This is a genomic window from Peribacillus sp. NPDC096379 (assembly GCF_044762875.1).
Taxonomy (GTDB): Bacteria; Bacillota; Bacilli; order Bacillales; family DSM-1321; genus Peribacillus.
In genome coordinates this window covers 488,250-511,373 of record NZ_JBIWFD010000001.1, presented here as the reverse complement: position 1 = coordinate 511,373, position 23,124 = coordinate 488,250, and the positions used below count along the sequence as shown (strand labels likewise).

Annotated in this window: 16 protein-coding genes; 6 read left to right on the top strand and 10 right to left on the bottom strand. The window is 39.2% G+C overall.

Features of this window, described 5'->3' with window-relative positions; all coding sequences use genetic code 11:
- Position 1 precedes the first annotated feature (1 nt).
- Positions 2 to 2,923 (top strand): transglycosylase domain-containing protein, encoded by a 2,922-nt coding sequence (locus ACIQZI_RS02530; protein ID WP_403068997.1) that lies wholly within the window; start codon positions 2 to 4, stop codon positions 2,921 to 2,923.
- 132 nt (positions 2,924 to 3,055) lie between these two features.
- On the opposite strand, the gene ACIQZI_RS02525 is transcribed toward ACIQZI_RS02530, so the two are convergent.
- Positions 3,056 to 4,444, bottom strand: a complete 1,389-nt coding sequence (locus ACIQZI_RS02525) for an L-cystine transporter (protein WP_403068994.1) — start codon at positions 4,442 to 4,444, stop codon at positions 3,056 to 3,058.
- 454 nt (positions 4,445 to 4,898) lie between these two features.
- The gene (gene acsA, locus ACIQZI_RS02520; protein WP_403068991.1) at positions 4,899 to 6,617 is read right to left on the bottom strand and encodes an acetate--CoA ligase; all 1,719 of its coding nucleotides are present in this window, start codon (positions 6,615 to 6,617) and stop codon (positions 4,899 to 4,901) included.
- Positions 6,618 to 6,743: 126 nt separating this feature from the next.
- On the opposite strand from acsA, the gene ACIQZI_RS02515 reads away from it, so the two are divergent.
- The 3 genes from ACIQZI_RS02515 to ACIQZI_RS02505 are packed head-to-tail and all read left to right on the top strand — an operon-like array spanning position 6,744 to position 8,785.
- Positions 6,744 to 7,376 carry a GNAT family N-acetyltransferase gene (locus tag ACIQZI_RS02515; protein WP_403068988.1) on the top strand — a complete coding sequence of 211 codons (633 nt, stop codon included), beginning with the start codon at positions 6,744 to 6,746 and terminating at the stop codon, positions 7,374 to 7,376.
- 31 nt (positions 7,377 to 7,407) lie between these two features.
- Positions 7,408 to 7,650 (top strand): hypothetical protein, encoded by a 243-nt coding sequence (locus ACIQZI_RS02510; RefSeq protein WP_062176694.1) that lies wholly within the window; start codon positions 7,408 to 7,410, stop codon positions 7,648 to 7,650.
- Positions 7,616 to 8,785 (top strand): acetoin utilization protein AcuC, encoded by a 1,170-nt coding sequence (locus ACIQZI_RS02505; protein ID WP_403068984.1) that lies wholly within the window; start codon positions 7,616 to 7,618, stop codon positions 8,783 to 8,785. The genes ACIQZI_RS02510 and ACIQZI_RS02505 overlap by 35 nt, the downstream gene beginning before the upstream one ends.
- 259 nt (positions 8,786 to 9,044) lie before the next feature.
- Here the strand turns inward: ACIQZI_RS02505 and ccpA are convergent, their stop codons facing one another.
- The 4 genes from ccpA to ACIQZI_RS02485 all read right to left on the bottom strand — a co-directional run bounded on the left by ccpA (position 9,045) and on the right by ACIQZI_RS02485 (position 16,115).
- Positions 9,045 to 10,046, bottom strand: a complete 1,002-nt coding sequence (gene ccpA / locus ACIQZI_RS02500) for a catabolite control protein A (RefSeq protein WP_082674948.1) — start codon at positions 10,044 to 10,046, stop codon at positions 9,045 to 9,047.
- Positions 10,047 to 10,496: 450 nt separating this feature from the next.
- A complete protein-coding gene (locus ACIQZI_RS02495; protein WP_403068979.1) occupies positions 10,497 to 11,405 on the bottom strand; it encodes a methyl-accepting chemotaxis protein in 909 nt (302 codons plus the stop codon).
- 468 nt (positions 11,406 to 11,873) lie between these two features.
- On the bottom strand, positions 11,874 to 14,309 hold the full coding sequence (locus ACIQZI_RS02490; RefSeq protein ID WP_403068976.1) for an EAL domain-containing protein: 2,436 nt from the start codon (positions 14,307 to 14,309) through the stop codon (positions 11,874 to 11,876).
- 726 nt (positions 14,310 to 15,035) lie between these two features.
- On the bottom strand, positions 15,036 to 16,115 hold the full coding sequence (locus tag ACIQZI_RS02485) for a bifunctional 3-deoxy-7-phosphoheptulonate synthase/chorismate mutase (RefSeq protein ID WP_062176684.1): 1,080 nt from the start codon (positions 16,113 to 16,115) through the stop codon (positions 15,036 to 15,038).
- Positions 16,116 to 16,361: 246 nt separating this feature from the next.
- Here ACIQZI_RS02485 and ACIQZI_RS02480 point away from each other — a divergent pair, with 246 nt between their 5' ends.
- Positions 16,362 to 18,515, top strand: a complete 2,154-nt coding sequence (locus ACIQZI_RS02480; protein ID WP_403068971.1) for a cell division protein FtsA — start codon at positions 16,362 to 16,364, stop codon at positions 18,513 to 18,515.
- A gap of 110 nt (positions 18,516 to 18,625) precedes the next feature.
- On the opposite strand, the gene ytxJ is transcribed toward ACIQZI_RS02480, so the two are convergent.
- The 3 genes from ytxJ to ACIQZI_RS02465 all read right to left on the bottom strand — a co-directional run bounded on the left by ytxJ (position 18,626) and on the right by ACIQZI_RS02465 (position 20,166).
- A complete protein-coding gene (ytxJ, locus tag ACIQZI_RS02475; RefSeq protein WP_403068968.1) occupies positions 18,626 to 18,952 on the bottom strand; it encodes a bacillithiol system redox-active protein YtxJ in 327 nt (108 codons plus the stop codon).
- 81 nt (positions 18,953 to 19,033) lie between these two features.
- Complete coding sequence (locus ACIQZI_RS02470; RefSeq protein WP_403068965.1) at positions 19,034 to 19,612, bottom strand: YtxH domain-containing protein; 579 nt, start codon at positions 19,610 to 19,612, stop codon at positions 19,034 to 19,036.
- Between the two features lie 50 nt (positions 19,613 to 19,662).
- On the bottom strand, positions 19,663 to 20,166 hold the full coding sequence (locus tag ACIQZI_RS02465; RefSeq protein ID WP_403068960.1) for a DUF948 domain-containing protein: 504 nt from the start codon (positions 20,164 to 20,166) through the stop codon (positions 19,663 to 19,665).
- A 569-nt stretch (positions 20,167 to 20,735) separates the two neighbouring features.
- On the opposite strand from ACIQZI_RS02465, the gene ACIQZI_RS02460 reads away from it, so the two are divergent.
- Positions 20,736 to 21,851, top strand: coding sequence for an aminopeptidase (locus ACIQZI_RS02460; protein WP_403068957.1), 1,116 nt, complete (start codon positions 20,736 to 20,738; stop codon positions 21,849 to 21,851).
- A 59-nt stretch (positions 21,852 to 21,910) separates the two neighbouring features.
- Here the strand turns inward: ACIQZI_RS02460 and ACIQZI_RS02455 are convergent.
- A partial coding sequence (locus tag ACIQZI_RS02455) for a coiled-coil domain-containing protein (RefSeq protein ID WP_403068954.1) occupies positions 21,911 to 23,124 on the bottom strand: 1,214 nt, incomplete at its 5' end.

The window sequence follows — 23,124 nt, the reverse complement described above, 5'->3', positions numbered from 1 at the left end:
GATGAAAAATAATGAAAATGAGCCTATATCATTTTGGTTGAAATTCACCAATTTCTTCCGTAGTAAAACAACGCAAAAATACTCCAGAGTTACATATCATGTAGCTTGGAATATCCTGCTTTTGTTTATTATAGTCCTTGTTTTAGGATTTTCCTTTGCTGGCGGTGTAGGTGCAGGTTATTTTGCCGCTTTAGTCAAAGATGAGCCGATTCGCACAAAAGATGAACTCAAAAAAGATATTTATAATTATGAAGAAGCATCAGACTTATATTTTGCTGATAACATTTTTCTCGGGAAGTTAAAGTCCGATCTTGAGCGCGAAGAAATAACCATTGATGAAATGTCACCGCACTTGCTAAACGCCATCATTGCAACAGAGGATGAATACTTTAATGAGCATGAAGGTGTCGTACCTAAAGCCGTTATGCGCGCCATTTTTCAAGAAATGACAAATGCACCCGTTCAATCCGGTGGAAGTACATTAACACAGCAATTGATCAAAAACCAAATATTAACGAATGAAGTATCCTTTGATAGGAAAGCGAAAGAAATCTTACTCGCACTTCGAGTGGAAAATTTCTTAGAAAAAGATGAAATTCTGCAAGCATACCTAAACGTATCAACCTTTGGCAGGAATTCCTCCGGCCAGAATATCGCGGGTGTCCAATCGGCAGCTAAAGGTATATTTGGAATCGACGCAAAAGACCTTTCCATTCCACAGGCAGCATTTATCGCCGGTCTAGCTCAAAGTCCTTTTCGTTATACGCCTTATACGCAAAAAGCTGAGTTGAAAAGTCCAGAAGGTATTGAGCCAGGATTAGTTAGATTGAAAACTGTACTTAAAAGAATGCGTGATGGAAATTATCTTACGGAACAAGAATACAACGATGCCCTGAATTATGATATTACGAAAGACTTTATCGGACCGAAAACAGCACCTTCCAAAGTATACCCTTGGCTGGTCGTAGAACTTGAAGAACGAGCAATCGAGGTTCTTTCGAATATTCTTGCAGAGCAATCCGGATATGAAAAAGCGGATTTAGAAAAAGATAATGATTTAAAAGAACAATATACAACACTAGCAAGAAGAGAACTGAAACAGAATAATTACAAAGTCCATTCAACCATCAACAAAGATATGTATGATAAGATGCAAAAAGTCGTTAGAAACTATGAATATTATGGCAGAGATAAGCCCCAAGAAGTGACCGACCCTGAATCGGGTGAAAAAGTTACTGTTCAGGAACCAGTCGAAACAGGAGCCATTCTCATTGAAAACAAAACAGGAAAGATTCTTTCTTTCGTCGGCGGTCGCAATTTTGATCGAGAGCAGACCAACCATGCAACATCAGCCAAAAGACCAAATGGATCGACGATGAAGCCGCTTCTAGTATATGCACCTGCATTTGAACTAGGATATATCTCACCTGGATCTGTCGGAATTAATGTACCTATTTCAATTGGTGGCTGGCAACCGAAAAATGCCGGAGAAGGGTATACTGGATTAACAAACGCCCGGCAGGCACTCGTTAACTCCTACAATATTCCTGCAGTAAGCTATTATATGGGCATCTTAAATCAACGCCCGGCAACCTATCTTGATAAAATGGGCTTTACCTCGTTAATTGATATCGACTATTCAATCCCTTCCTTAGCGTTAGGAACACCTACAAATGGGGTAACGGTTGAAGAAAATGTGAATGCATTTACAACATTTGCTAATGACGGACAATTCATCGACGCCTACATGATCGACAAAATCGAAGCGAAAGATGGCACAGTCATTTATCAACACGAAGCGGCTCCGGTAGAAGTCTTTTCACCGCAAACCGCTTATCTTACACTAGATATTATGCGAGATGTCATATCAAATGGAACAGCACGGTACTTAAATGGAAGGTTATCTTTCTCATCTGACTGGGCTGGAAAAACAGGAACGACGAACAATACAGAAGATGCTTGGTTCGTTGCTACAAACCCGAACGTAACATTTGGAACATGGATTGGTTATGATACACCAAAGAGAATTGATAATAAATATAAAGGACTTACGTATAGCCAACGAAATATTAAGCTATGGGCAAGTTTAGTCAACTCAGCTTACAGTGTAAATCCTGATCTCATTGGACCTAAAGGTAAATTTGAAAAACCAGCAGGTGTTGTGACTCGTTCCTTCTGTTCAATATCAGGTTTACTTCCATCTGATGCTTGTTCAAATGCCGGATTGGTCGAAACGGATCTATTCAATGTAAAATATGTCCCAACAAAAGTAGATCATAGCTTTATTAATGGGCAATATGTCTATGCTGGTGGTGGTCGCTACTTGGCACATTCTCAGACACCAAGCGAATTTACAAGTGGCGGCTACATGCTGAATCCTGAGTATCTCGATAAAATCGGTGGAAAGTACATTAAAAATATAAACGATTTACTATCTAAATATAATACTACCGGGAATATGATTGTCACCGGTTCAACACTTTCTGATAACGGTAAGACGCCTGCTGCACCAACACTTGCATTAAACGGAAGCAGTATTAATTGGAATTCTCATCCTGAAAGAGATGTTGTCGGATACAGAATCTATAGTAATGGTCAAAGAGTAGCCAGTATTCGTTCCAACGAAAGCCTAGCATTCAGCATTCAAAACGGAACGTATTATGTGACAGCAGTTGATATCGTTGGTAAAGAATCACCTCCTTCTAACGCAGTTACTAAACAAGAAGTGAAAAAGCAGGAGATTCCAAGTGAAACAGTAGACACTAGCAAAGAGCAAACAAATCAAGAAGCGAAGCCAGAAGAAAAACCGGTTGAAAAACCGGTTGAAAAACCAGTAGAAAAACCAGTAGAAACAATCCCTGGGGGTACTACCCCAGAGACACCTACAGAGCAACCAGCCAATCCTGAAAATCAGGGAGTATAAACAAAAAACGAGGCTGTCCCGTAAAAAGGGGCAACCTCGTTTTTTTCAGGTTTGTTGTAAATTCACGCTTCAAGAGATTGTTCAAAAAGAAAAAAGAATGCCGACAACACTGTCGACATTCTTCTACCTTTTTTACGCCTCTACTTCAATCGATGTAGACTCATTAAAGTAAACATCGTTATCCAAATCACCAGTTACTTTACTAGTAAGCACACCAGCGGTCATACTTCCACTTACATTCAGTGCTGTACGTCCCATATCAATTAACGGTTCAACTGAAATAAGCACACCAGCAAGTGCAACTGGAAGATCCATCGCCGATAAGACAATCAATGCGGCAAAGGTTGCTCCGCCACCAACACCAGCGACGCCAAACGAACTGATGGCAACAACAAGAATAAGCGTCACAATAAACGAAGGTGATAATGGATTAATCCCAACAGTAGGTGCGACCATTACAGCTAGCATCGCCGGATAAACTCCCGCACAACCGTTTTGACCAATCGATAATCCGAACGAACCAGCAAAGTTTGCGATCCCATCAGAAACCCCTAATTGTTTCTGCGTTTTAATATTTAACGGCAATGCGCCTGCACTTGATCTAGATGTGAAGGCAAACGTTAGTACCGGAAATGCCTTTTTCAAGTATTTTACTGGACTTAATCCACTTAAAGATAGCATCAACAAGTGAATCAAGAACATAATGATTAACGCAACATAAGAGGCAATGACGAATTTACCAAGCTTGTAAATAGCATCAAGATCACTTGTAGCAACCGTGTTTGTCATAATCGCCAAGATGCCGTATGGTGTTAATCGTAGGATTAAAGTAACGACACGCATAATTAATGAATAAAAGACATCCACGATTTTCGCAAACATTTCTGCATGCTCTGGTTGCTTCCTTTTCACTCCCAGAAAAGCAAAACCTAGAAATGCAGCGAAGATAACAACCGCGATCGTTGAAGTCGAGCGAGCACCCGTTAAATCAAGGAACGGATTAGCAGGGAAAAATTCAAGAATTTGCTGTGGCATTGTTTTCCCTTCGAGTGAAGCGCCAAATTTCTCTTCCAGTTGAAGACCACGATCCATCTCTGCTTGACCTTGCTCAATTTGTACAGCTTCTAAATTGAATACTGTAGCAGATCCAATGCCGATTGCTGCCGCAATAGCCGTTGTACCGATTAGAATGCCTAAAATTAATGTACTTACTTTCCCAATATTATTAGTAAGCTTTAACTTTGTAAACGCTGAAATAATCGAAATAAAGACAAGTGGCATAACAATCATTTGCAGGAATTTCACATACCCGCTACCGATAATGCTGAACCAGCCAACCGAAGAAGCAATGACTTCAGAATCTGGGCTTGAGAAAAGTTGTAGAACGAATCCAAATACAACCCCCAAACCTAATCCGGTAAACACTCTTACCGTAAATGACATATGCTTCTTTTGCATATAAAATAAAACAGCTACTAATACTAGCATAATAGCAATATTCAATAGTACATATCCTAACATGTATATCCCTCCTGAACCATTATAGTTTCTTATTCGTATAAGATAAGTTGGTTTTGATCTTTCATTACTATAATACGATTTACATTAGATTACTAGTACTTTGCTTAAATAAATTTTTTGAAATAATGTGAACCTTCCATCAGTCGTTTTTCCCCCACTGTTCACTAGTCCCACTCTACCGTCACTAATACCTTGTTAAGCGAGGATACACTTCAAAATGATAGCGATTGGTGCGACAATATAGCGTGGTGTAGATTTCTTTAGTGTATTACAGTCAGTTATACCAGATAAAGTGAAACTTCCATCAGTTGGGTTTTTTTCATCCCCCACCTATTTATTTCTTGATTCTCTCACAAAAATTGAGGTGGGGGTTTTACAGCCTGTTAAACAGGATAAAAAAATCCTCTTAAGCACTCACAAAATGCCTTAGAGGATCTTTTTATTTTACATATTGTTAATCTTCCATTGAAGACAAATCTCCTGTTGGTAAATCAAGCTCCCATGCTTTAAGCACACGGCGCATAATTTTTCCGCTTCGTGTTTTTGGTAATTTTTCACGGAATTCAATTTCCCTTGGGGCCGCATGAGCTGCTAGTCCTTGCTTGACAAATGTTCGAATTTCTTCGATTAACTCTTGTGTAGGCTCATATCCATCTCGAAGCGCGATGAACGCTTTAATAATTTCCCCGCGTACTGGATCTGGCTTACCGATGACACCTGCTTCTGCAACGGCTGGATGCTCCACAAGCTTGCTCTCTACTTCAAATGGTCCTACACGTTCTCCTGACGTCATGATCACATCATCGACACGCCCTTGGAACCAGAAATATCCTTCTTCATCCATATACGCAGAATCTCCTGACACATACCAATCTCCCGGCATAAAGTAAGATTCAAATTTTTGCTTATTATTCCAAATCGTCTGCATCATAGACGGCCAGCCCTTCTTAATCGCTAGATTCCCCATTCGATGCGAAGGTAGCACATTTCCTTGATCATCGACAATCGCAGCCTGAACCCCAGGAATCGGTTTACCCATGGAACCTGGTTTAATGAGCATGCTCGGATAATTACAAATTAATTGTGCGCCTGTTTCTGTCATCCACCAGGTATCATGAATTCGCTTATTAAAGACCTTCATCCCCCACCGGACAACCTCAGGATTCAACGGCTCACCCACACTTAGAACATGGCGCAATGAACGTAAATCGTATTGCTTCACAGCTGCATCTCCCGCACCCATCAGCATGCGGAATGCAGTTGGAGCACTATACCAAACCGTTACCCCATAATCTTCAATCGTTTTATACCAGGCTTCTGGCTTAAAACGACCGCCTACTACCACATTCGACGTTCCCGTTAGCCACGGCCCAAATATGCCATAAGAAGTTCCTGTTATCCAGCCAGGATCTGCGGTGCACCAATATACATCCTCTTCTTGCAAATCCAGTACCCATTTAGCAGTTTGATAGTGCTGTATCATGGCATTATGTACGTGCAGGACACCTTTTGGGTTCCCCGTCGAACCAGATGTATAATGAAGAATCACTCCATCCGTTCGGTCCACCCATTCAATCGCGAAGTTCTTATCTGCTTCTGCTACTTTTTTCATAAAATCATACTGCGTTTCGGTTTCTTCAATATTTTCGCCAACAATAAAAATATGTTTTAAATCGGGAAGCTCATCTACAGGAACGCGTGATAGTAAAGCCTGCGTTGTAATTAACACTTTAGCTCCACTATCAGTCAAACGATCCCGAACAGCGCCCTCCATAAAAGCTTCAAAGAGCGGGCCGACAATTGCACCTGTTTTGATCGCGCCGAGCACCGCAAAATAAAGCTCTGGTGAACGTGGCATAAAAATAAACACACGATCGCCTTTACTGATATTCCCATACTCCTTAATTACGTTCGCTGCTTTATTTGACCATTCTTTCATTTCCTTAAATGTATACTTTTCGGCACGTTGATCATCTTTGTAATAGAGGGCCACTTTATTTTTCCGGAATGACTCAGCGTGGCGATCGATTGCTTCATATGCAAGATTTACCTTTCCTGTTTTAGACCAAGTAAATTCCTTCTCGACTTCAGACCAGTCGAAATGCTTGTAAGTATTCTCATAATCTTTTAGATTATAATCCCCTTTTACTGATGGTAACGCTTCCAATTTCATAAATATTCATCCCCCTTTGCATACTTTCTAGACTGATTATAATATAATTAACCTTTTTTCACAATTTTTTTAATATTCTATTGTTTTATGTATAATGAAAGTAACAGTTTTTTAGGTGGTGAAAATGTGGAACACAACAAGACGTATCACAGAATAGAAGTTACAACAATGCAACAGACATTAATTATCGAAGGGCCGATAACAGCAACTGAACTACAATCTTATGAATTCCACAAGGACTTAGTTGCATTTCGTCCCGCAATACAGCAACATCAAGCTTTAATTGAAATTGCGGATCTTCCTGAAGGCCGGATTATCATTGCCCGAAGTGAGAACATAGTCGTCGGCTATGTGACCTACTTATATCCAGACCCGCTGGAGCGATGGTCTGAGATTGAAATGCCGGATTTGCTTGAACTTGGAGCCATTGAAGTCATCCCCGATTTCCGTGGAGCTTCTGTCGGAAAAAATTTAATACGAGCATCCATGATGGATGAAAGCATGGAAAATTATATCATTATAACGACGGAATATTATTGGCATTGGGATTTAAAAGGAACAGGCTTGAATGTGTGGGAGTACCGAAAAGTGATGGAAAAAATGATGAACGCTGGTGGGCTTGTTTATTATGCAACAGATGATCCTGAAATAAGCTCACATCCAGCTAATTGCTTAATGGCGCGAATTGGCAAACACATTCCCCTTGAGTCCGTTCAGAAATTTGATCGGCTGAGATTTATGAATCGTTTCATGTATTAATGTTTACGTACATTTAGGAGGAATTGAAAGGATGATTGCACAAATCAAGAAACAGGATATCATCAATCTTACTAAGATCCTCATCATACTATGGCCTGACTTGTTGCTATCACACATACGCCTACCTCGTTCTCGATTTGAAGGAAAAGATCTGAACAATGTTGGCGTACTGTATGAAGTATTAGCCATTTTCGGGAAAGTAATCAGGTTTTACGGCCCACTGCAAAAAGGAGCTAATCATGAAAAAAGATGCCATATTCATTTATTCAGATGAGCTATTAACATACAAATTCCATGATCATCACCCTTTCAACCAAAAACGGCTAGAGCTCACCCTTGATTTATTACGAGCGCATGAAGCAATAGCTGAGGAAGATATCATTAAACCAAGAATAGCGACAGACGAAGAGCTTCAATTGATTCATGACCCCAAATATGTAAACGCAGTCAAACTTGCCGGCCTTGGAAAGCTCTCTTTGGAAAAAGCGGAGAATTTTGGCCTTGGCACCGAGGACACGCCTATTTTCAAACATATGCATGAAGCAAGTGCGTTATTGGTCGGCGGCACCCTGCAAGCTTGTGATTATGTCATGACAGGACAAGCCAAGCACGCTTTAAATCTAAGTGGTGGTCTACATCACGGTTTTCGGGGAAAAGCTGCTGGGTTTTGCATCTATAATGACAGCTCTGTAGCCATTAAATATTTGCAGCAAAAATATCATGCGCGCGTTTTATACATTGATACTGACGCCCATCATGGTGATGGCGTGCAATGGGCCTTCTACGATGATCCAGATGTCTGTACGCTATCGATTCATGAAACAGGGCGTTATTTATTTCCCGGTACTGGAAATATTCATGAACGGGGACAAGGGAATGGCTATTGTTTCACGTTCAATATTCCTGTTGATGCGTTTACAGAAGATGATTCTTGGCTTGATGCCTACCGAACTTCTTTTAAAGAAATTATTGAGTATTTCAGGCCTGATGTAATCCTTACTCAAAATGGTGCAGATTCACATTATTACGATCCTTTAACACATTTATCAGCCACCATGCGGATTTTCAAAGAAATTCCTAAGCTTGCCCATGAACTCGCCCATCAATATTGCGGGGGGCGCTGGATTGCTGTGGGGGGTGGCGGCTATGATATTTGGCGGGTCGTACCGAGAGCTTGGTCATTTATTTGGTTGGAGATGACCGATAATAGTAAAAATTCAGGACCATTACCACAAAATTGGATTAAACGTTGGCAAACAGAGACATCTGTCACACTCCCAGCTACTTGGGAGGATCCAGAAGGTATCTATAAACCGATACCTAGACGAGAGGAAATAACAGAGACAAATGCACAAACCGTTTCAAAAGCATTATATCCCATTCGGGCAAACAAATCGGCTTCACCATAGGAATTCATACGCCTAAACAGCACAAAATACCTATGAGCGTCTTCTCTAAAGTCCAACAAAAAGGTTCAGGTTCTAAAAACAGTATCGCCTTATGAAGGTGGCAGTGCGGAACTGATTTTGCGAAGCCCCGCCCCTTTTCCACAGAAAAAAGAGGCTGTCTCATTAAAGCCCTAACCTCGTAATCCACACAGCATATTTACCAGTATGCTGTGTGGATTACGAGGTCTAACAATAGCTTTTGAGACAGCCCCAAATCTTCTTATTTTGTTGATTGTCTTTCTTCAATTCGATGAGGAAGAATAACAGCCTCTTGTCCTTCGACTGTTTCTTTGTTCATCAATTTCGTCAGCAATCTCATTGAAACAGCCCCGATATCATAAAGTGGCTGGACAACAGTTGTGACATGCGGACGCACCATTAAAGTCAGACGTGTATTATCAAAACTGATAACTTGGAAATCTTCCGGGACATTGTAGCCTTTATCTTGCGCGCCATGAACAATTCCAAGTGCCATCTCATCTGTACCAGCAATAATCGCAGTCGGTTTAGATTGAGATTCAAGTAGTTTGTCTAATGATTCGATTCCTGAATCATAGGTATAATCCCCTTCGACAATCCATTCTTCGTTATACGAAATATTAGCAGCTTCTAATCCACGCTTATAGCCATCTAACTTCTTTTTGGTAATTGGATCTTCAAGGTTACCGCCAACAAAAGCAATTTGAGTATGCCCTTTCCCTGTAAATGTCGATACTGCATCAAATGCTGCAGCCTCATAGTCGATATTAACAGATGGAATTTGCTTCGTATCCTCAACCGTTCCCGCAAGCACGATCGGAACAGGTGACTTTTGGAACTCTGAAATATGAGTCTCCGTAATGTTAGATCCCATGAATACAATTCCATCCACTTGTTTCCCAAGCATCGTATTCAATAAACGTAACTCTTTATCTTGATTTTCATCAGAGTTACTCAAGATGATATTATACTTGTACATCGTGGCAATATCCTCAATCCCACGTGCCAATTCCGCATAGAAAATGCTTGAAATATCGGGTATAATCACACCAACCGTTGTTGTTTTTTTACTTGCTAGTCCTCTAGCAACAGCGTTTGGACGATACCCCAATCGATCAATGACTTCCGATACTTTCTTCCTTGTTGCTGGTTTAACATTTGGGTTGCCGTTGACAACACGAGATACGGTAGCCATAGAAACACTTGCTTCACGCGCAACATCATAAATTGTAATATTATTCACCAAACCACTCCTTCACTACTATCATTTTGCATTTACTTATTCTAGATACCTAAATTCATTGAAATAATTATAATTTCTTACTTTATCCTGTTCAACTAACAACCAGTGTGGAACTACACCCCACTAGCGGTAGTTTCACTTTATTAAAAGTATACATGCCAAGTCAAAAAGGCACTGTCCCTATCTTTTAAACATTATGAGATTTCATGCCGTACACTATAAACGTCTTATTAGAAAAACATACAAATTATAACATACTTTTCGACAAAACTCTCTATTCATTCCTAGAAAATAGTTAATAACTAGATGTGTTTAGTAAAGATTCCTTTAATCATACGATAAGTAGCGCATTACTGCAACGTATCTATCTATTATTTGCATACAAACCTTATGAATTGATTTTTTTTATAAAAATATAACAATAAAGTCGTTTAAATCTTAAGTTCTGCATTAAATAATTTTTGTGAATTCTTTTGCCTGTACATCCAACGCTTCGGCTGATGATGAAATTTGTGTGAAATCCTTCATTGCTACTTGAATTTTCATTTGGCTTTTTTCAACATTTTTATCTACACGATATATACCATTAGTGATATTTTCGATTTCTTTGATGATCGCCTCAATACTGTCTCGCACTTCTATTATAGAATGTTCTACTTTTGAGGAAAGCTTACGTACTTCTTTAGCGACTACATCAAACCCGCGACCATACTCACCAGCATGCGCTGCCTCAATTGCTGCATTGAGCGCTAATAAATTAGTCTGCGCCGCAACATCACGAATCGTTTTTACGATGCCTCTGATTGAATCTGCCTTCTTTTGTAGTTCATTTAAAGTATTCGTGTTCTCTACAGACACTTCAGCAATTTTGTTGATGCCGATAAGAAGTTCTTTGCTACGTTGAATACCCATTTCAGCACTATCACTCAATTCTTCCGCCATTTTCTGTAAACTATCCGCCAATTGCGAAATCATATTTTGCCTTTCTGTTATATTCGTTGCCACTTTCAAAATACCTATAACAGTTCGGTCATCTTCACCTAATATAGGCATATATGTTGCTTCCAGCCACACTCGGTTTCCTTCTGCGTCCATTCGCTCAATTTTATCTTGAAACTTTTTACCAGATAATAATTCTTGCCAAAACGATTCATATTGTGGACTATTCACAAAGTCCTGAAAACAAAAGTTCCTGTGATGCAAACCATACATTTCCTCTTTTTTGTAGCCCATAGTTCGAGCAAAAATGTCGTTGACATAAACAACATGGCGATCAAAATCAAAACGAATAATTGCTAAATTAGAATCTATTGCCTTAAATACCAATCCGTCATTTACTTCTTCATGTTGTACAATCATTCAAATCCCCCTGTTTTTCTAAGAAAATTGGACACTCTATTTTTCCTAATCCCTTTTCAATAGATTAGATCATATCCAAAACATTATAATAAATATAAGGATCTTGCCATTAACAATGATTACGCCAGAATACTGATGTTCGAAATTCTATCAAAACCCTAAACAGGGCAATGGAATGGGTTCAGTAGCTCGCTATGCAATCTCCTACTGTTCCAGGCAATGATCACTTGCTTCCATATCACGCTATCCATCCATTCTGCTAGGATTGATTCTGTTATAAATATTAGAAGATCCGTTCAAACAGCGTAGAAACAAATATACTCTATTACTGATGTCGTTCTTAAACAACTTTATTATGATGAAACATTAACTGCTATTCCTGAAAAACAAAATTATTCGCTTATTGAATTAAAGAATCCAACAGTTATAGAAGTAAACATGGGCTAGATCTTTCAGATTTTTAATACATCATTGAATCTTAGATAAGAATTGTTCTTTAAATACAGTTGACATTTCTTCAGCAGAAATAGGTCGGCTAAAAAAGTATCCTTGGGCTTCGTTACATTGTCTTTGTTGAAGGAAATGAAGTTGTTCTAACGTCTCAACACCTTCGGCAATCACTTTTAGATCTAGGTTATGAGCCATATTAATAATAGTATCAACAAGGGAAGCATCCTTAAGATCAGTAAAAATATTCGAGGTGAAAGTCTGATCAATCTTTAAAGTATCGATGGGGAAAGTTTTTAAATAGCTTAGAGAAGAGTAACCCGTTCCAAAATCATCTATTGATAAATGAATCCCCATTTCTTTTAATTGATGCATTGTGGAAATCGCATGCTTTGAATCTTGGATAATACTTTCCGTAAGCTCAAGCTCAAGATACTTGGAATCAAGTCCCGTTTCCTTTAGCGTTTTGCTGACCATTCCAACTAAATTACTTTGTTGGAATTGACGGGAAGAAATATTAACAGCTATTCTCACAGGTGGAAACCCCTTATTCTGCCAAGATTTATTTTGAAGGCACGCCTCATAAAGTACCCACTCGCCTATTGGTATGATTAATCCAGTTTCCTCCGCTAAAGGGATAAAATCAGCAGGAGAGATCGTTCCCCACTCAGGATGCTGCCAGCGGATAAGAGCTTCCAGACCAATCAATTCCCCGGAATTTACATCAACTTGAGGTTGGTAATGAATCATAAATTCATCACGTTTCAACGCTTTCCGTAATCCAATCTCTACCTGCATTTTTTTTGAAACCATTTCGTTCATATCAGGTGTGTAAAACTGAAAGCTATTTTTCCCTTGCTCCTTTACACGGTACATGGCCGTATCAGCATTTTTAATCAAAGTCTCTATATCCCTACCATCGGACGGATATAGAGCAATCCCAATTGATGGTGTCACAAACATCTCATCTTCATTTAGCACAATTGTGTGACTGAATAAATCTACTATTTTCTGAGCACTTTTAGTAACGTCTTCAGATGTAGTATTGGGAAGGAGAACAATAAACTCATCTCCACCTTGACGGCAAACTGTATCCATTTTACCCACGCAGGCTTGAATACGCTTGGCAACCTCAATCAATAAGTGATCACCTACAGCATGTCCTAATGTGTCATTAACGAACTTAAAACGATCCAAATCGATAAACATAATACCAATAATATGCTTATTTTCATTTGCCTGATCAAGTGCTTGAGTGAGGCGATCATTTAACAAATGACGATTGGGCAGTCCTGTCAAATGGTCACGATAAACCATTTGGTTGATTTTTTCTTCAGCCTGTTTTCGTTCGGTGATATCTCGAATAATGCTGCTGAAGTAGAAATTTCCTTCCTCTTGCCAAGTGGCAAGGGAGAGCTCTATCGGAAATTCATCTCCATCTTTCCTGAGTCCTTGTAATTCGACCGTTTTTCCAATGACACGGGGTTCACCTGTAGAAAGGTAACGTTCCATCCCCTTTTGATGAGCTTCTCTGAATCGTTCGGGTATAATGATCTGTAGTTTTTTACCCAAGACTTCTTTATCCTGATGTCCAAAAATGAATTGGGCTCCCTTGTTCCATGAAATAATAGCACCCTTGCTATCGGCTAAAATAATGGCATCGTTAGCAGACTCTATGACTGAGCGAAACTTTCTTTCTGACTCTATGGATTGAGACTCAAATCGTTTTTCAATAAAAGTACTAATGAACACCAATCCTAATATGATTAGCATGCCAATTCCAATAGAATAGGCTAAAAGGGTACTATCGAATGTTGGTCCTGACAAGCTAAGTTGATGATGATGAGGTTTGAACTTTGCAGCTGCCATTCCGGTATAGTGCATACTCGAAATAGCGATCCCCATTATTAGGGCACTGCCAGCTTTTCTCCACCATATTCTTGGTGTTTTGGGGTTCTGACTTACATCAAACAATAGATATAGAGCTATTAATGAAGCAAAAAAAGCGATGATGACGGAAAGTACCCATAAAAAGGGATTATATTCAATAGACGCCCCCATCTCCATTGCTTCCATTCCTATGTAATGCATGGAAACAATTCCTGTCGCTATAAAAAGGGACCCAAGGATCACTGATGCTGTACCTAGAGAAGGTCTACTAACAATATGTAAAGCTACCCCAGATGAAATAATGGCAGGGATAATCGAAACAATGACCCAGGTTAAATTGTACGTGACTGGGATCGACAAATGGAATGCAAGCATGGCAATAAAATGCATGGACCATATGCCCATCCCCATCGCAAACGCTCCGCCAAATAACCATATGAATCGTGCAAAACCTTTTGCCTTATTTATTCGAATTCCTAGATCTAGTGCAGCAAATGAATCAATAATAGCGATAATAATAGAAAGAAGAACAAGGGGGAGATGATAGGTACTTGAGATTATTTCCATATAATATATTTTATTCCTCCCTTTAGGCAGCAAAATAAAACCAACCACGAACCAAAACTCACTCCAAAATCAAAGTTCCTTTAAAACGACTGAAAACCATTTTTCAGAAGGGCTTAGTTACGTAAAACAGTCCATTTTCTTAGCGTACAAAAATACGAAATGTTTGCGAGACCCCATTTATTAATAACATACCTATCTCTATCATTTTTCAGAAAATTTATACTACCAAATTATATTAAAAACTAAGTCTTTTGTCACATTTATAATAGAGTACAAACCAATCAAATGTAAAAATCAAGGTATTTTCTGGTGTTCAGTGAAAATAAAGTTGTTTTCTCAAACGACGTAAAGTCGCATTCTTCCATTGAAAAGTAAGCGTAAAACAATCCCTAACTGTCAAAAAAACAGATGAGGATTTATTTTACGCTTACGTCCTTTCCACTATGGCCCGATTGTGGAAGAACATAATGGGCATTTTTAAATAGCTTTATTGTAAATGTAACAACTTGATTATGTTTTGAACGACTTTATTGTCAATCAACAAAAAAACGACAATACGTTCGAATGTCCTCGCCTTTTTTTCAAGACACGAGAAAAAAGAGAGGCTGTCCCAAAAGCGTCTGACCTCACACTCTATATACCGTTTATTGTATCTTGTAAACGATATATAGAAGATGTGGTGTCTAACTCTTTTATTATGGGACAACCTCTCTTTAGTAAATCAATTTATACAGTTACTCTAGTCAACATTTTTTGAATTTCTTTATAAAACTCATCAAACTGTTTGAAGTCCATTTGCTGCGCAGAGTCAGATAGTGCGACTGCTGGATCAGGGTGAACTTCTGCCATTACCCCATCTGCACCAATTGCTATAGCTGCTTTTGCAGTTGGAAGCAATAGATCACGGCGACCAGTTGAATGTGTAACATCAACCATGACAGGTAAATGCGTTTCTTGTTTTAAAATTGGAACAGCTGAAATATCTAATGTATTTCTCGTTGCTCTTTCATACGTACGAATTCCACGCTCACAAAGAATGATGTTGCCATTCCCTTGTGCCATGATATATTCAGCTGCATGGATGAACTCATCAATCGTAGCAGCAAGTCCGCGTTTTAAAAGAACCGGTTTATTCACCTTTCCAGCAGCTTTTAATAGATCAAAGTTTTGCATATTTCGTGCACCGATTTGAATCACATCAACATAATCAAGCGCTGTTTCAATATCATTGGCGCTGACAATTTCACTGATAACAGCTAAGTCGTACTTGTCACCAACTTGCTTCAATATTTTTAATCCTTCAAGGCCAAGACCTTGGAAATCATATGGAGAAGTACGAGGTTTATAAGCACCACCGCGAAGTAGTTTAAGCCCTTTTGCTTTGACTACTTCAGCAACCTGAGCAACTTGTTCGTACGATTCAACGGCACAAGGACCAAACACAAAGCTTGGAATACCATTTCCAACTAGCTCGCCCTTCAAGTCAACCACTGTATTTTCCGCTTTTTTCTGGCGAGATACAAGCAACGCTTTCTTCTGATTCTCTTCTTGTAAACCTAGACCCATTTTAAAGATTTCTTTGAAAATATGTTTAAGTGATGCAAGATCTAGTGGCCCTTGGTTATGATCCTCAATTGAATCCAACATTTTTCGTTCACGAACCGGATCATATCGGTTAATCCCTTGTTTTTCTTTCACTTGGCCAATTTCTTGTACAAGTTCAGCACGTTTGTTAATAAGATGTAATAACTCCAAATTCACATCATCTAATTTCTCACGCAAAAGTTCCAAATCATTATTACTCAAAATAATCCACCCTTTCCTTTCCGGTTAACCAATTAAAAAAACAGAGCTGCTTCATGATTTATGAGAGGCTGGCAAGTTTTTATCATTCACGTCCGGAATCTGTTATGAATTGAAAAAATATGTTACTGTTTTTATATAATTTCATTTATTATAAATGAAAATTTTTGAATTGTCACTATTTTTTTCTTTATTAATTAAACGCTTTTAAGCATTAAAGTATATTTCAGTCTAAAGAAGGTGTTCTTTGTGCACGAAAAACTATTCGCGCTTGATATTGGTACTCGTTCCGTTGTAGGAATTATTTTAGAAAAAACGGCTGATTCATTTGAAGTAACAGATATTGTTTCAATGGAACATCGTGAACGAGCTATGCTCGACGGGCAAATCCACGATGTGATCGCTGTCTCGAAGGTCATTCAAGCCATTAAAGACACATTGGAAAAGAAACACGGCAAACTTACCAGTGTATCGGTGGCTGCAGCCGGACGTGCACTTAAAACAGAGCGTGCCGCAATCAGCATTGATATTAAAGGAAAACCGATGCTCCAGCACGATGATATTCTTCATCTTGAATTAAGTGCCGTTCAAATAGCGCAAGCCGTTGTGGCTGAAAAAAACAACTCCAATTCAAGCCATCATTATTATTGTGTCGGATACTCTGTTTTATATTATCGACTTGATGGTCAAGAAATCACAAGCTTAATCGATCAAAGTGGTGAACAAGCCTCTGTGGAAATTATTGCAACCTTCCTTCCAAAAGTGGTTGTTGAAAGTTTACTTGCCGCTTTGAAACGAGCAGATTTACATATGCAAGCATTGACGCTTGAGCCAATTGCTGCCATCAATGTACTGATCCCACAGTCGATGAGAAGACTAAATGTCGCGCTCGTGGATATCGGAGCCGGGACTTCTGACATCGCCTTAACAGACTCAGGAACCGTAATTGCCTATGGTATGGTACCGATTGCTGGCGATGAAATTACTGAAGCCATCAGTGACTCATTTCTACTCGATTTTCCGTTAGCAGAAACCGCTAAGAGGCAGTTGATTGATCAGGATATAATCACTGTAACCGATATTCTAGGGTTTGAGACGGAAATACCAAGAACTGAAGTAATCGAAAGCATCATGCCTTCCATTGAAAAATTGGCAGACACTATTTGCGAGGAAATTTTTTCTTTAAATAACAATAAGTCACCAAAGGCTGTGATGCTAGTTGGCGGTGGCAGTCTAACCCCCAAGCTTCCTGAAATTCTGGCTGACAAATTAAATCTTCCGAAAAATCGTGTCGCGATCCGAGGGATTGAAGCCATTGGACAGCTCACAATTGCCGATCATGTACACCGTGGTCCTGAGCTCGTTACACCAATCGGCATTGCTATAGCCGCTCATAAAAGTCCGATTCAATATATGGGCGTGAACGTGAACGGTCAAACGATTCGTCTCTTTGATATGAAAGAAATGACAGTAGGGGATTGTCTGCTAACTGCGGGGATAAAATTGAATAAATTGTATGGAAGACCTGGCATGGCCATGATGGTTGAGTTCAACGGCCAATTAATTACGATCCCAGGCGAGCATGGGACAAAACCGATCCTAACAATAAACCACAAGGACGTATCATTAGATTACATCGTTCAAGATGGCGATGAAATCACAGTCCAGCAAGGGGAAGATGGTCGGTCACCTAGATTGGCGATTATTGACCTTTCAGATGGATTGCCAAGTAAACAGGTCACGATTCATGGCGTTTCACACATCATTCATGCCGAACTACGCCGTAATGATCAGATTGTTACAGGAGAGGAATCCCTTCATGACAATGATAAAATAACATGTACGATGCCAGGAACACTAGAAGAACTTTTTACTAAGACCAATGAAGAACATCTGTTGAGAAGTTTACAGCCATTTACGGTTAATGTGAATGAAAAGGAAGTTCCCCTCCCTTTATTCGGTGGCAAGATTGTCAAAAACGGTATTCTAACAAATCCTGCAAGTTCATACGAAGATGGTGATGTGATTGAAATGATCCAGTCATCCCAGCCACTTACTACTGACTTGGCATATGCAATGAAAGTTCAGCTCACATTTTCGATCCCGGTTGCATTCAACGGAAAAAAACTACAGCTAACTAAGAAGCTCGCTCAGTTTTATCGTAATGGACAGCCCTTAACGAATGAAGATGTCATCAACCAAGAGGATATGATTACCCTCGTTCAACATAAAATGGAGCCGTTTATTTTTCAGGATGTATTCATGCATATTGACATTGACATGCCAGAACACACAATTGGAGGATTTCTGTTACTAAAAAACAATCAAGAAACAACCTTCAACGAAACGCTTGCTCCTGGAGATGAACTAAACATCCTTTGGCCGACACCATCACCGAAATAAAGAAAAAAAAGGTCAGACCTTACACTTTATATACCGTTTATTAAGTCATATAAACGATTTATAAGAGATGTGGGTCTGGCCATTCATTACAAAATATCTTCTTGTTAACTTTAATCCCTTACTGCCTCTGTCAGCGAATCCACAGTGATTCTCCAATGTGACTCATTCCAAGCAGGCTTGCCAGCTTTAAAATAAATCGCTTGTGGTGATTGGTGTTTCACATCGAAGGTTTCCGCAATATAAGCAGAAAGCGGACGTGCTTCCTGAACAGCTAAATAAGCTGTCTTAACATCATTGTGCTCATCAATATACCTTTGATACTCTGTAAAGGCCTCCGCGCTAACAGGGCACGTTAAACTATGCTTAAAGAGAAGGAATGAATCCTCTTTAACTAATTCATTAAACTGTTCTTCTGTTTCAATTTTCACTAATGTCATCTCAGCAACTCCTTTTTAGGTATGATCACAAAAAACCGGCGCTGAAATTAGCCTACCATTTCAACGCCAGTTTTGACAAATTTACTGTTTATACTTCGTTTCTGTTTCTTCAAATGCCTTTTCAGTCTCATCAAGTAGTTGAGCCGCACTTTTGTTACCCTTTTTAGGATCCTTAGCTGTCGACTTTTCTGCATCTGGTACATGTTTCACTTCAACACTTTTGATTTTTGAACGATGGCCGAAACTTCCTTTATCATCTGCTAAACTTTCGATACCTTCTTTTTTACTTAATTCTTCTCCTGTTTTAACGCCAGGCTTTAAGCTTGATACTTTATCCAATAAGTCAGAACCTTTATCACTAACAAGCTGTGTTACAGAACTGCTTTTTTCTTTAGCCGTTTCGGCAATTCCGTTGCCTTTTTCAATCGCAACACGACGAAGTTTTTCTGTTTTCTGACTTATTGATTTCGCTTGTTCAGTGACGTCGCTCCTCAATTCTTTCCCCGTTTTAGGAGCCATGAATAAGGCACAGCAAGCACCAATAACGCCTCCAACCACAGCCCCAACGATAAATCCTGAAGAGTTACCAGAATTACGCTCTTCATTTGCCCTTTCGTAATCCTTCGTATAATCCTTAACCGGGAATTCTTTTTGTGCCATGTTCATTCTCCTCTCAACTTTGTATTTAATTGTTTTCTTTTTCTTACGTATTATCTAGAACGTAAGAAACGCTTTTTTACTACTTTGTCTGATTCTAAATCCTCTTGTTGACTGTAAAATGGTTCGTTAGCTGACATAGTCTGCTTTTTCTTAGATTTCCACTTATCGCGGATTTCCATCGCAACATTTGTCCACTGAACAATCTGAGAAATCTTATCTTGATTATTCTCGATTTCACGCTGTACCTTATTTGAAACTTTTTGAACAGATGTATTAAAGCTTTGGATGGAACTTCCCACATCCTTCACTGCATCTACCACGGTATTTAAGTTTTCTGATTTTTTTTGTAAATCTTCTGCGAGTGCATTTGTTTTATGCAATAATTGCGTCGTCTCAAGTGACACACCTTGCATTTGGCTTTCTAGCCCAGTTAGTGTTTTCGACACACTATCAAGTGTAAATTGCAGAGATTTTAACGTTTTGGCTAAAAAAACAACTAAAATGAAAAAAGCAATTGCGAAAACGGCAGCACTCAAGTATAAAATGATCTCCATATCAATACCTCCGAAAAATGTCTCACTTATGTTTACACCATATTTTGTCTGTTCTTATCAATACCCTTTCCGTTCTGAGATAAACATCATCCCTAAACATTTTCCACAATTATGATACATATTCCTTCCTCATCGTAGTCTTAGAATAACAAATTTTTTCACGAGTGAAAATTATTTCTCCTCTCAAACCATTACATGCAACAGAATACAGAAAATCGGTTACAATAATAATGTTATGGAGGTACGCAACAAATCTACGTTTTCCTAACAATTTGAGTGAATTCCTATCTCTTTATCCCGCATTAACGGACGGTCCCCCACTTCAAGGCTTAGAGGAATCAAAGAAGCGTAGGCGGAGGATAACTGCCCGTAAAAGCCCGATTGGTGAGCTAAAGTGAAACTTACCTTTGTGGTTTTCAAAGATTTAGTTGAACCAATCGAGTTCGTAGAGTCGCTTTATCGAAGCGTAGCGGAAAGATTAGCGACTCTAGAACGGGACTAACAATCAGTGGGGGATAAAGATTGAAGATTGAAGTTTCACTTTATCTTATTTTTATGGAGGCCATACAATGAAAGATCCTAGAATTGAACAACTAGCAAAAAATTTAATCAATTACTCTGTTAAGCTACAAAAAGGGGAAAAAGTCCTGATCGAAAACTTCGGTTTACAACGTGAACTCGTCAATGCTCTGGTTAAAGAAGCATATGCAGCAGGCGGATACCCATTTGTTTCTTTAAAAGACCATCAAGTAGATCGCGCCTTACTGATGGGCGCAAAAGAAGAACAATTTGATATGATCGCTGAATTTGAAGCGAATGTTATGAAAAATATGGATGCCTATATCGGCCTGCGCGCAGGTGACAATATCAATGAGCAATCAGATGTACCTGCAGAAAAAATGGCAATTCATGGTAATGCAGTTGGTAAAAAAGTACATAGAGAAATCCGCGTTCCGAAAACAAAATGGGTTGTGCTTCGTTACCCGACAAACTCAATGGCTCAATTGGCGAAAATGAGTACGGAGGCATTTGAGGACTTTTACTTTAATGTGTGTAACCTAGACTACGGAAAAATGAGCGAGGCCATGGATAGTCTTGTTGAGCTCATGGATCGTACGGACAAGGTCCGCTTAACTGGACCTGGTACAGACTTAACGTTTTCTATCAAAGACATCAAAGCGATTAAATGCGCTGGAGAATTAAATATTCCTGACGGTGAAGTGTATTCGGCTCCTGTCCGTGATTCAGTAAATGGAACGATTACCTACAATACACCATCACCTTATCAAGGATTTACGTTCGAAAATGTGAAATTGACGTTCAAAGATGGCAAAATTGTTGAAGCAACAGCGAATGATACAGAGCGCATCAACAAAATCTTCGATACAGATGAAGGGGCTCGGTTCGTTGGAGAATTCGCGATTGGTGTGAATCCATTCATCCTTCATCCGATGCAGGACATCCTATTTGATGAAAAAATTGACGGCAGCTTCCATTTCACACCAGGTCAATGCTATGATGATGCTTATAATGGCAATCATTCCAACATTCACTGGGATTTAGTGAACATTCAACGCCCTGATTATGGCGGCGGAAGCATCTACTTTGATGACGTATTAATCCGTCAAGATGGTCGCTTTGTCATTCCAGAGCTTGAGAAGTTAAATCCGGAAAACTTGAAGTAATAAGTAAACTCGCTATAACGGTTTGTTATAGCGAGTTTTACTCATTTCATTTTAAAAACTTATTGGTTTCTCTCTTGTTGAAGCATAGGACTCGATTGTATTTCCCGAAAAGTCATTCTTCTCGGTTGAACCTGCTGCTGAACATTATTTGGCTGAGTACTTTTCTGCTGAGACGTCCTCATTAAATCCAATGGCGTTCTCATTGTTGTATGAACTGGATTTTCTGTAGTATCACAATGTATCATTTTCTCTGTTTCGATTTTATTTGCCTCGATTAATGCCTCATTTTTTTGCTTCAGTTCTCCATAAGATTGAAGTAATTCTGTAATTTTTTGTTTTTGATTGGCTTCAGTCAACTGGAATGTTGCTAGCTCCCGGTTCTGTATGTCAAAAGATTGTCTTATTCCTTCCAATTCTTGATTTTTCCTTTGAGAAGATTGTTTTAACTCTTCTATTTCTTGGCTCTGCCTTTTGGAAGATTGTCTTAACCCTTCTAGCTCTTGGTGCTGATCCTGTTTCGTCAACTTAGTTTCTTCGAGTTCTTTCTTTAGATTTTGATAAGATTGTTTTACTTCTTCAAGTTCTTGTTGCTCTACACGTTTAGCCAATTTGAAGTCTGCAAGCTCTTGGTTTTTCGCTTCATAAGATTGTCTAAATAGATCGAGCACTTCTTTCTGGATCTGTACAGCCATTTTTGTTGTTTCTAGCTCATTTTTCTGTATTTCACAGGAATATCTTACTTCTTCAAACTTTTGGATCTGATTCTGTTCCACTAATCTGGATTCGACTAACTCTTGGTTCATTTCTCGATAGGATTGTTTTAGTTCGCCTAGCTCTTGGTCCTGATTTTGATAAGACTGCTTTAATTCTTCGAGTTCTTGGCGTTGGCTTTGTTCCTTCATTGTTGCATCTGCTAGCTGGTGATTGAGTGCTTCATATGATTGCTGTAATTCTTCCAGCTCTTGGATCTGGTTCTGTTCCGCCATTCTGGATTCTCCTAACTCTCGGTTCAGTTCCTGATAGGTTTGTTTTAGTTCACCTAGCTCTTGGTCCTGATTTTGATAAGACTGCTTTAATTCTTCGAGTTCTTGTCGTTGGCTCTGTTCCTTCATTATTGCATCTGCTAGCTGGTGATTGAGTGCTTCATATGATTGCTGTAATTCTTCCAGCTCTTGGCTCTGGTTCTGTTCCGCCATTCTGGATTCTCCTAACTCTCGGTTCAGTTCCTGATAGGTTTGTTTTAGTTCACCTAGCTCTTGGTCCTGATTTTGAT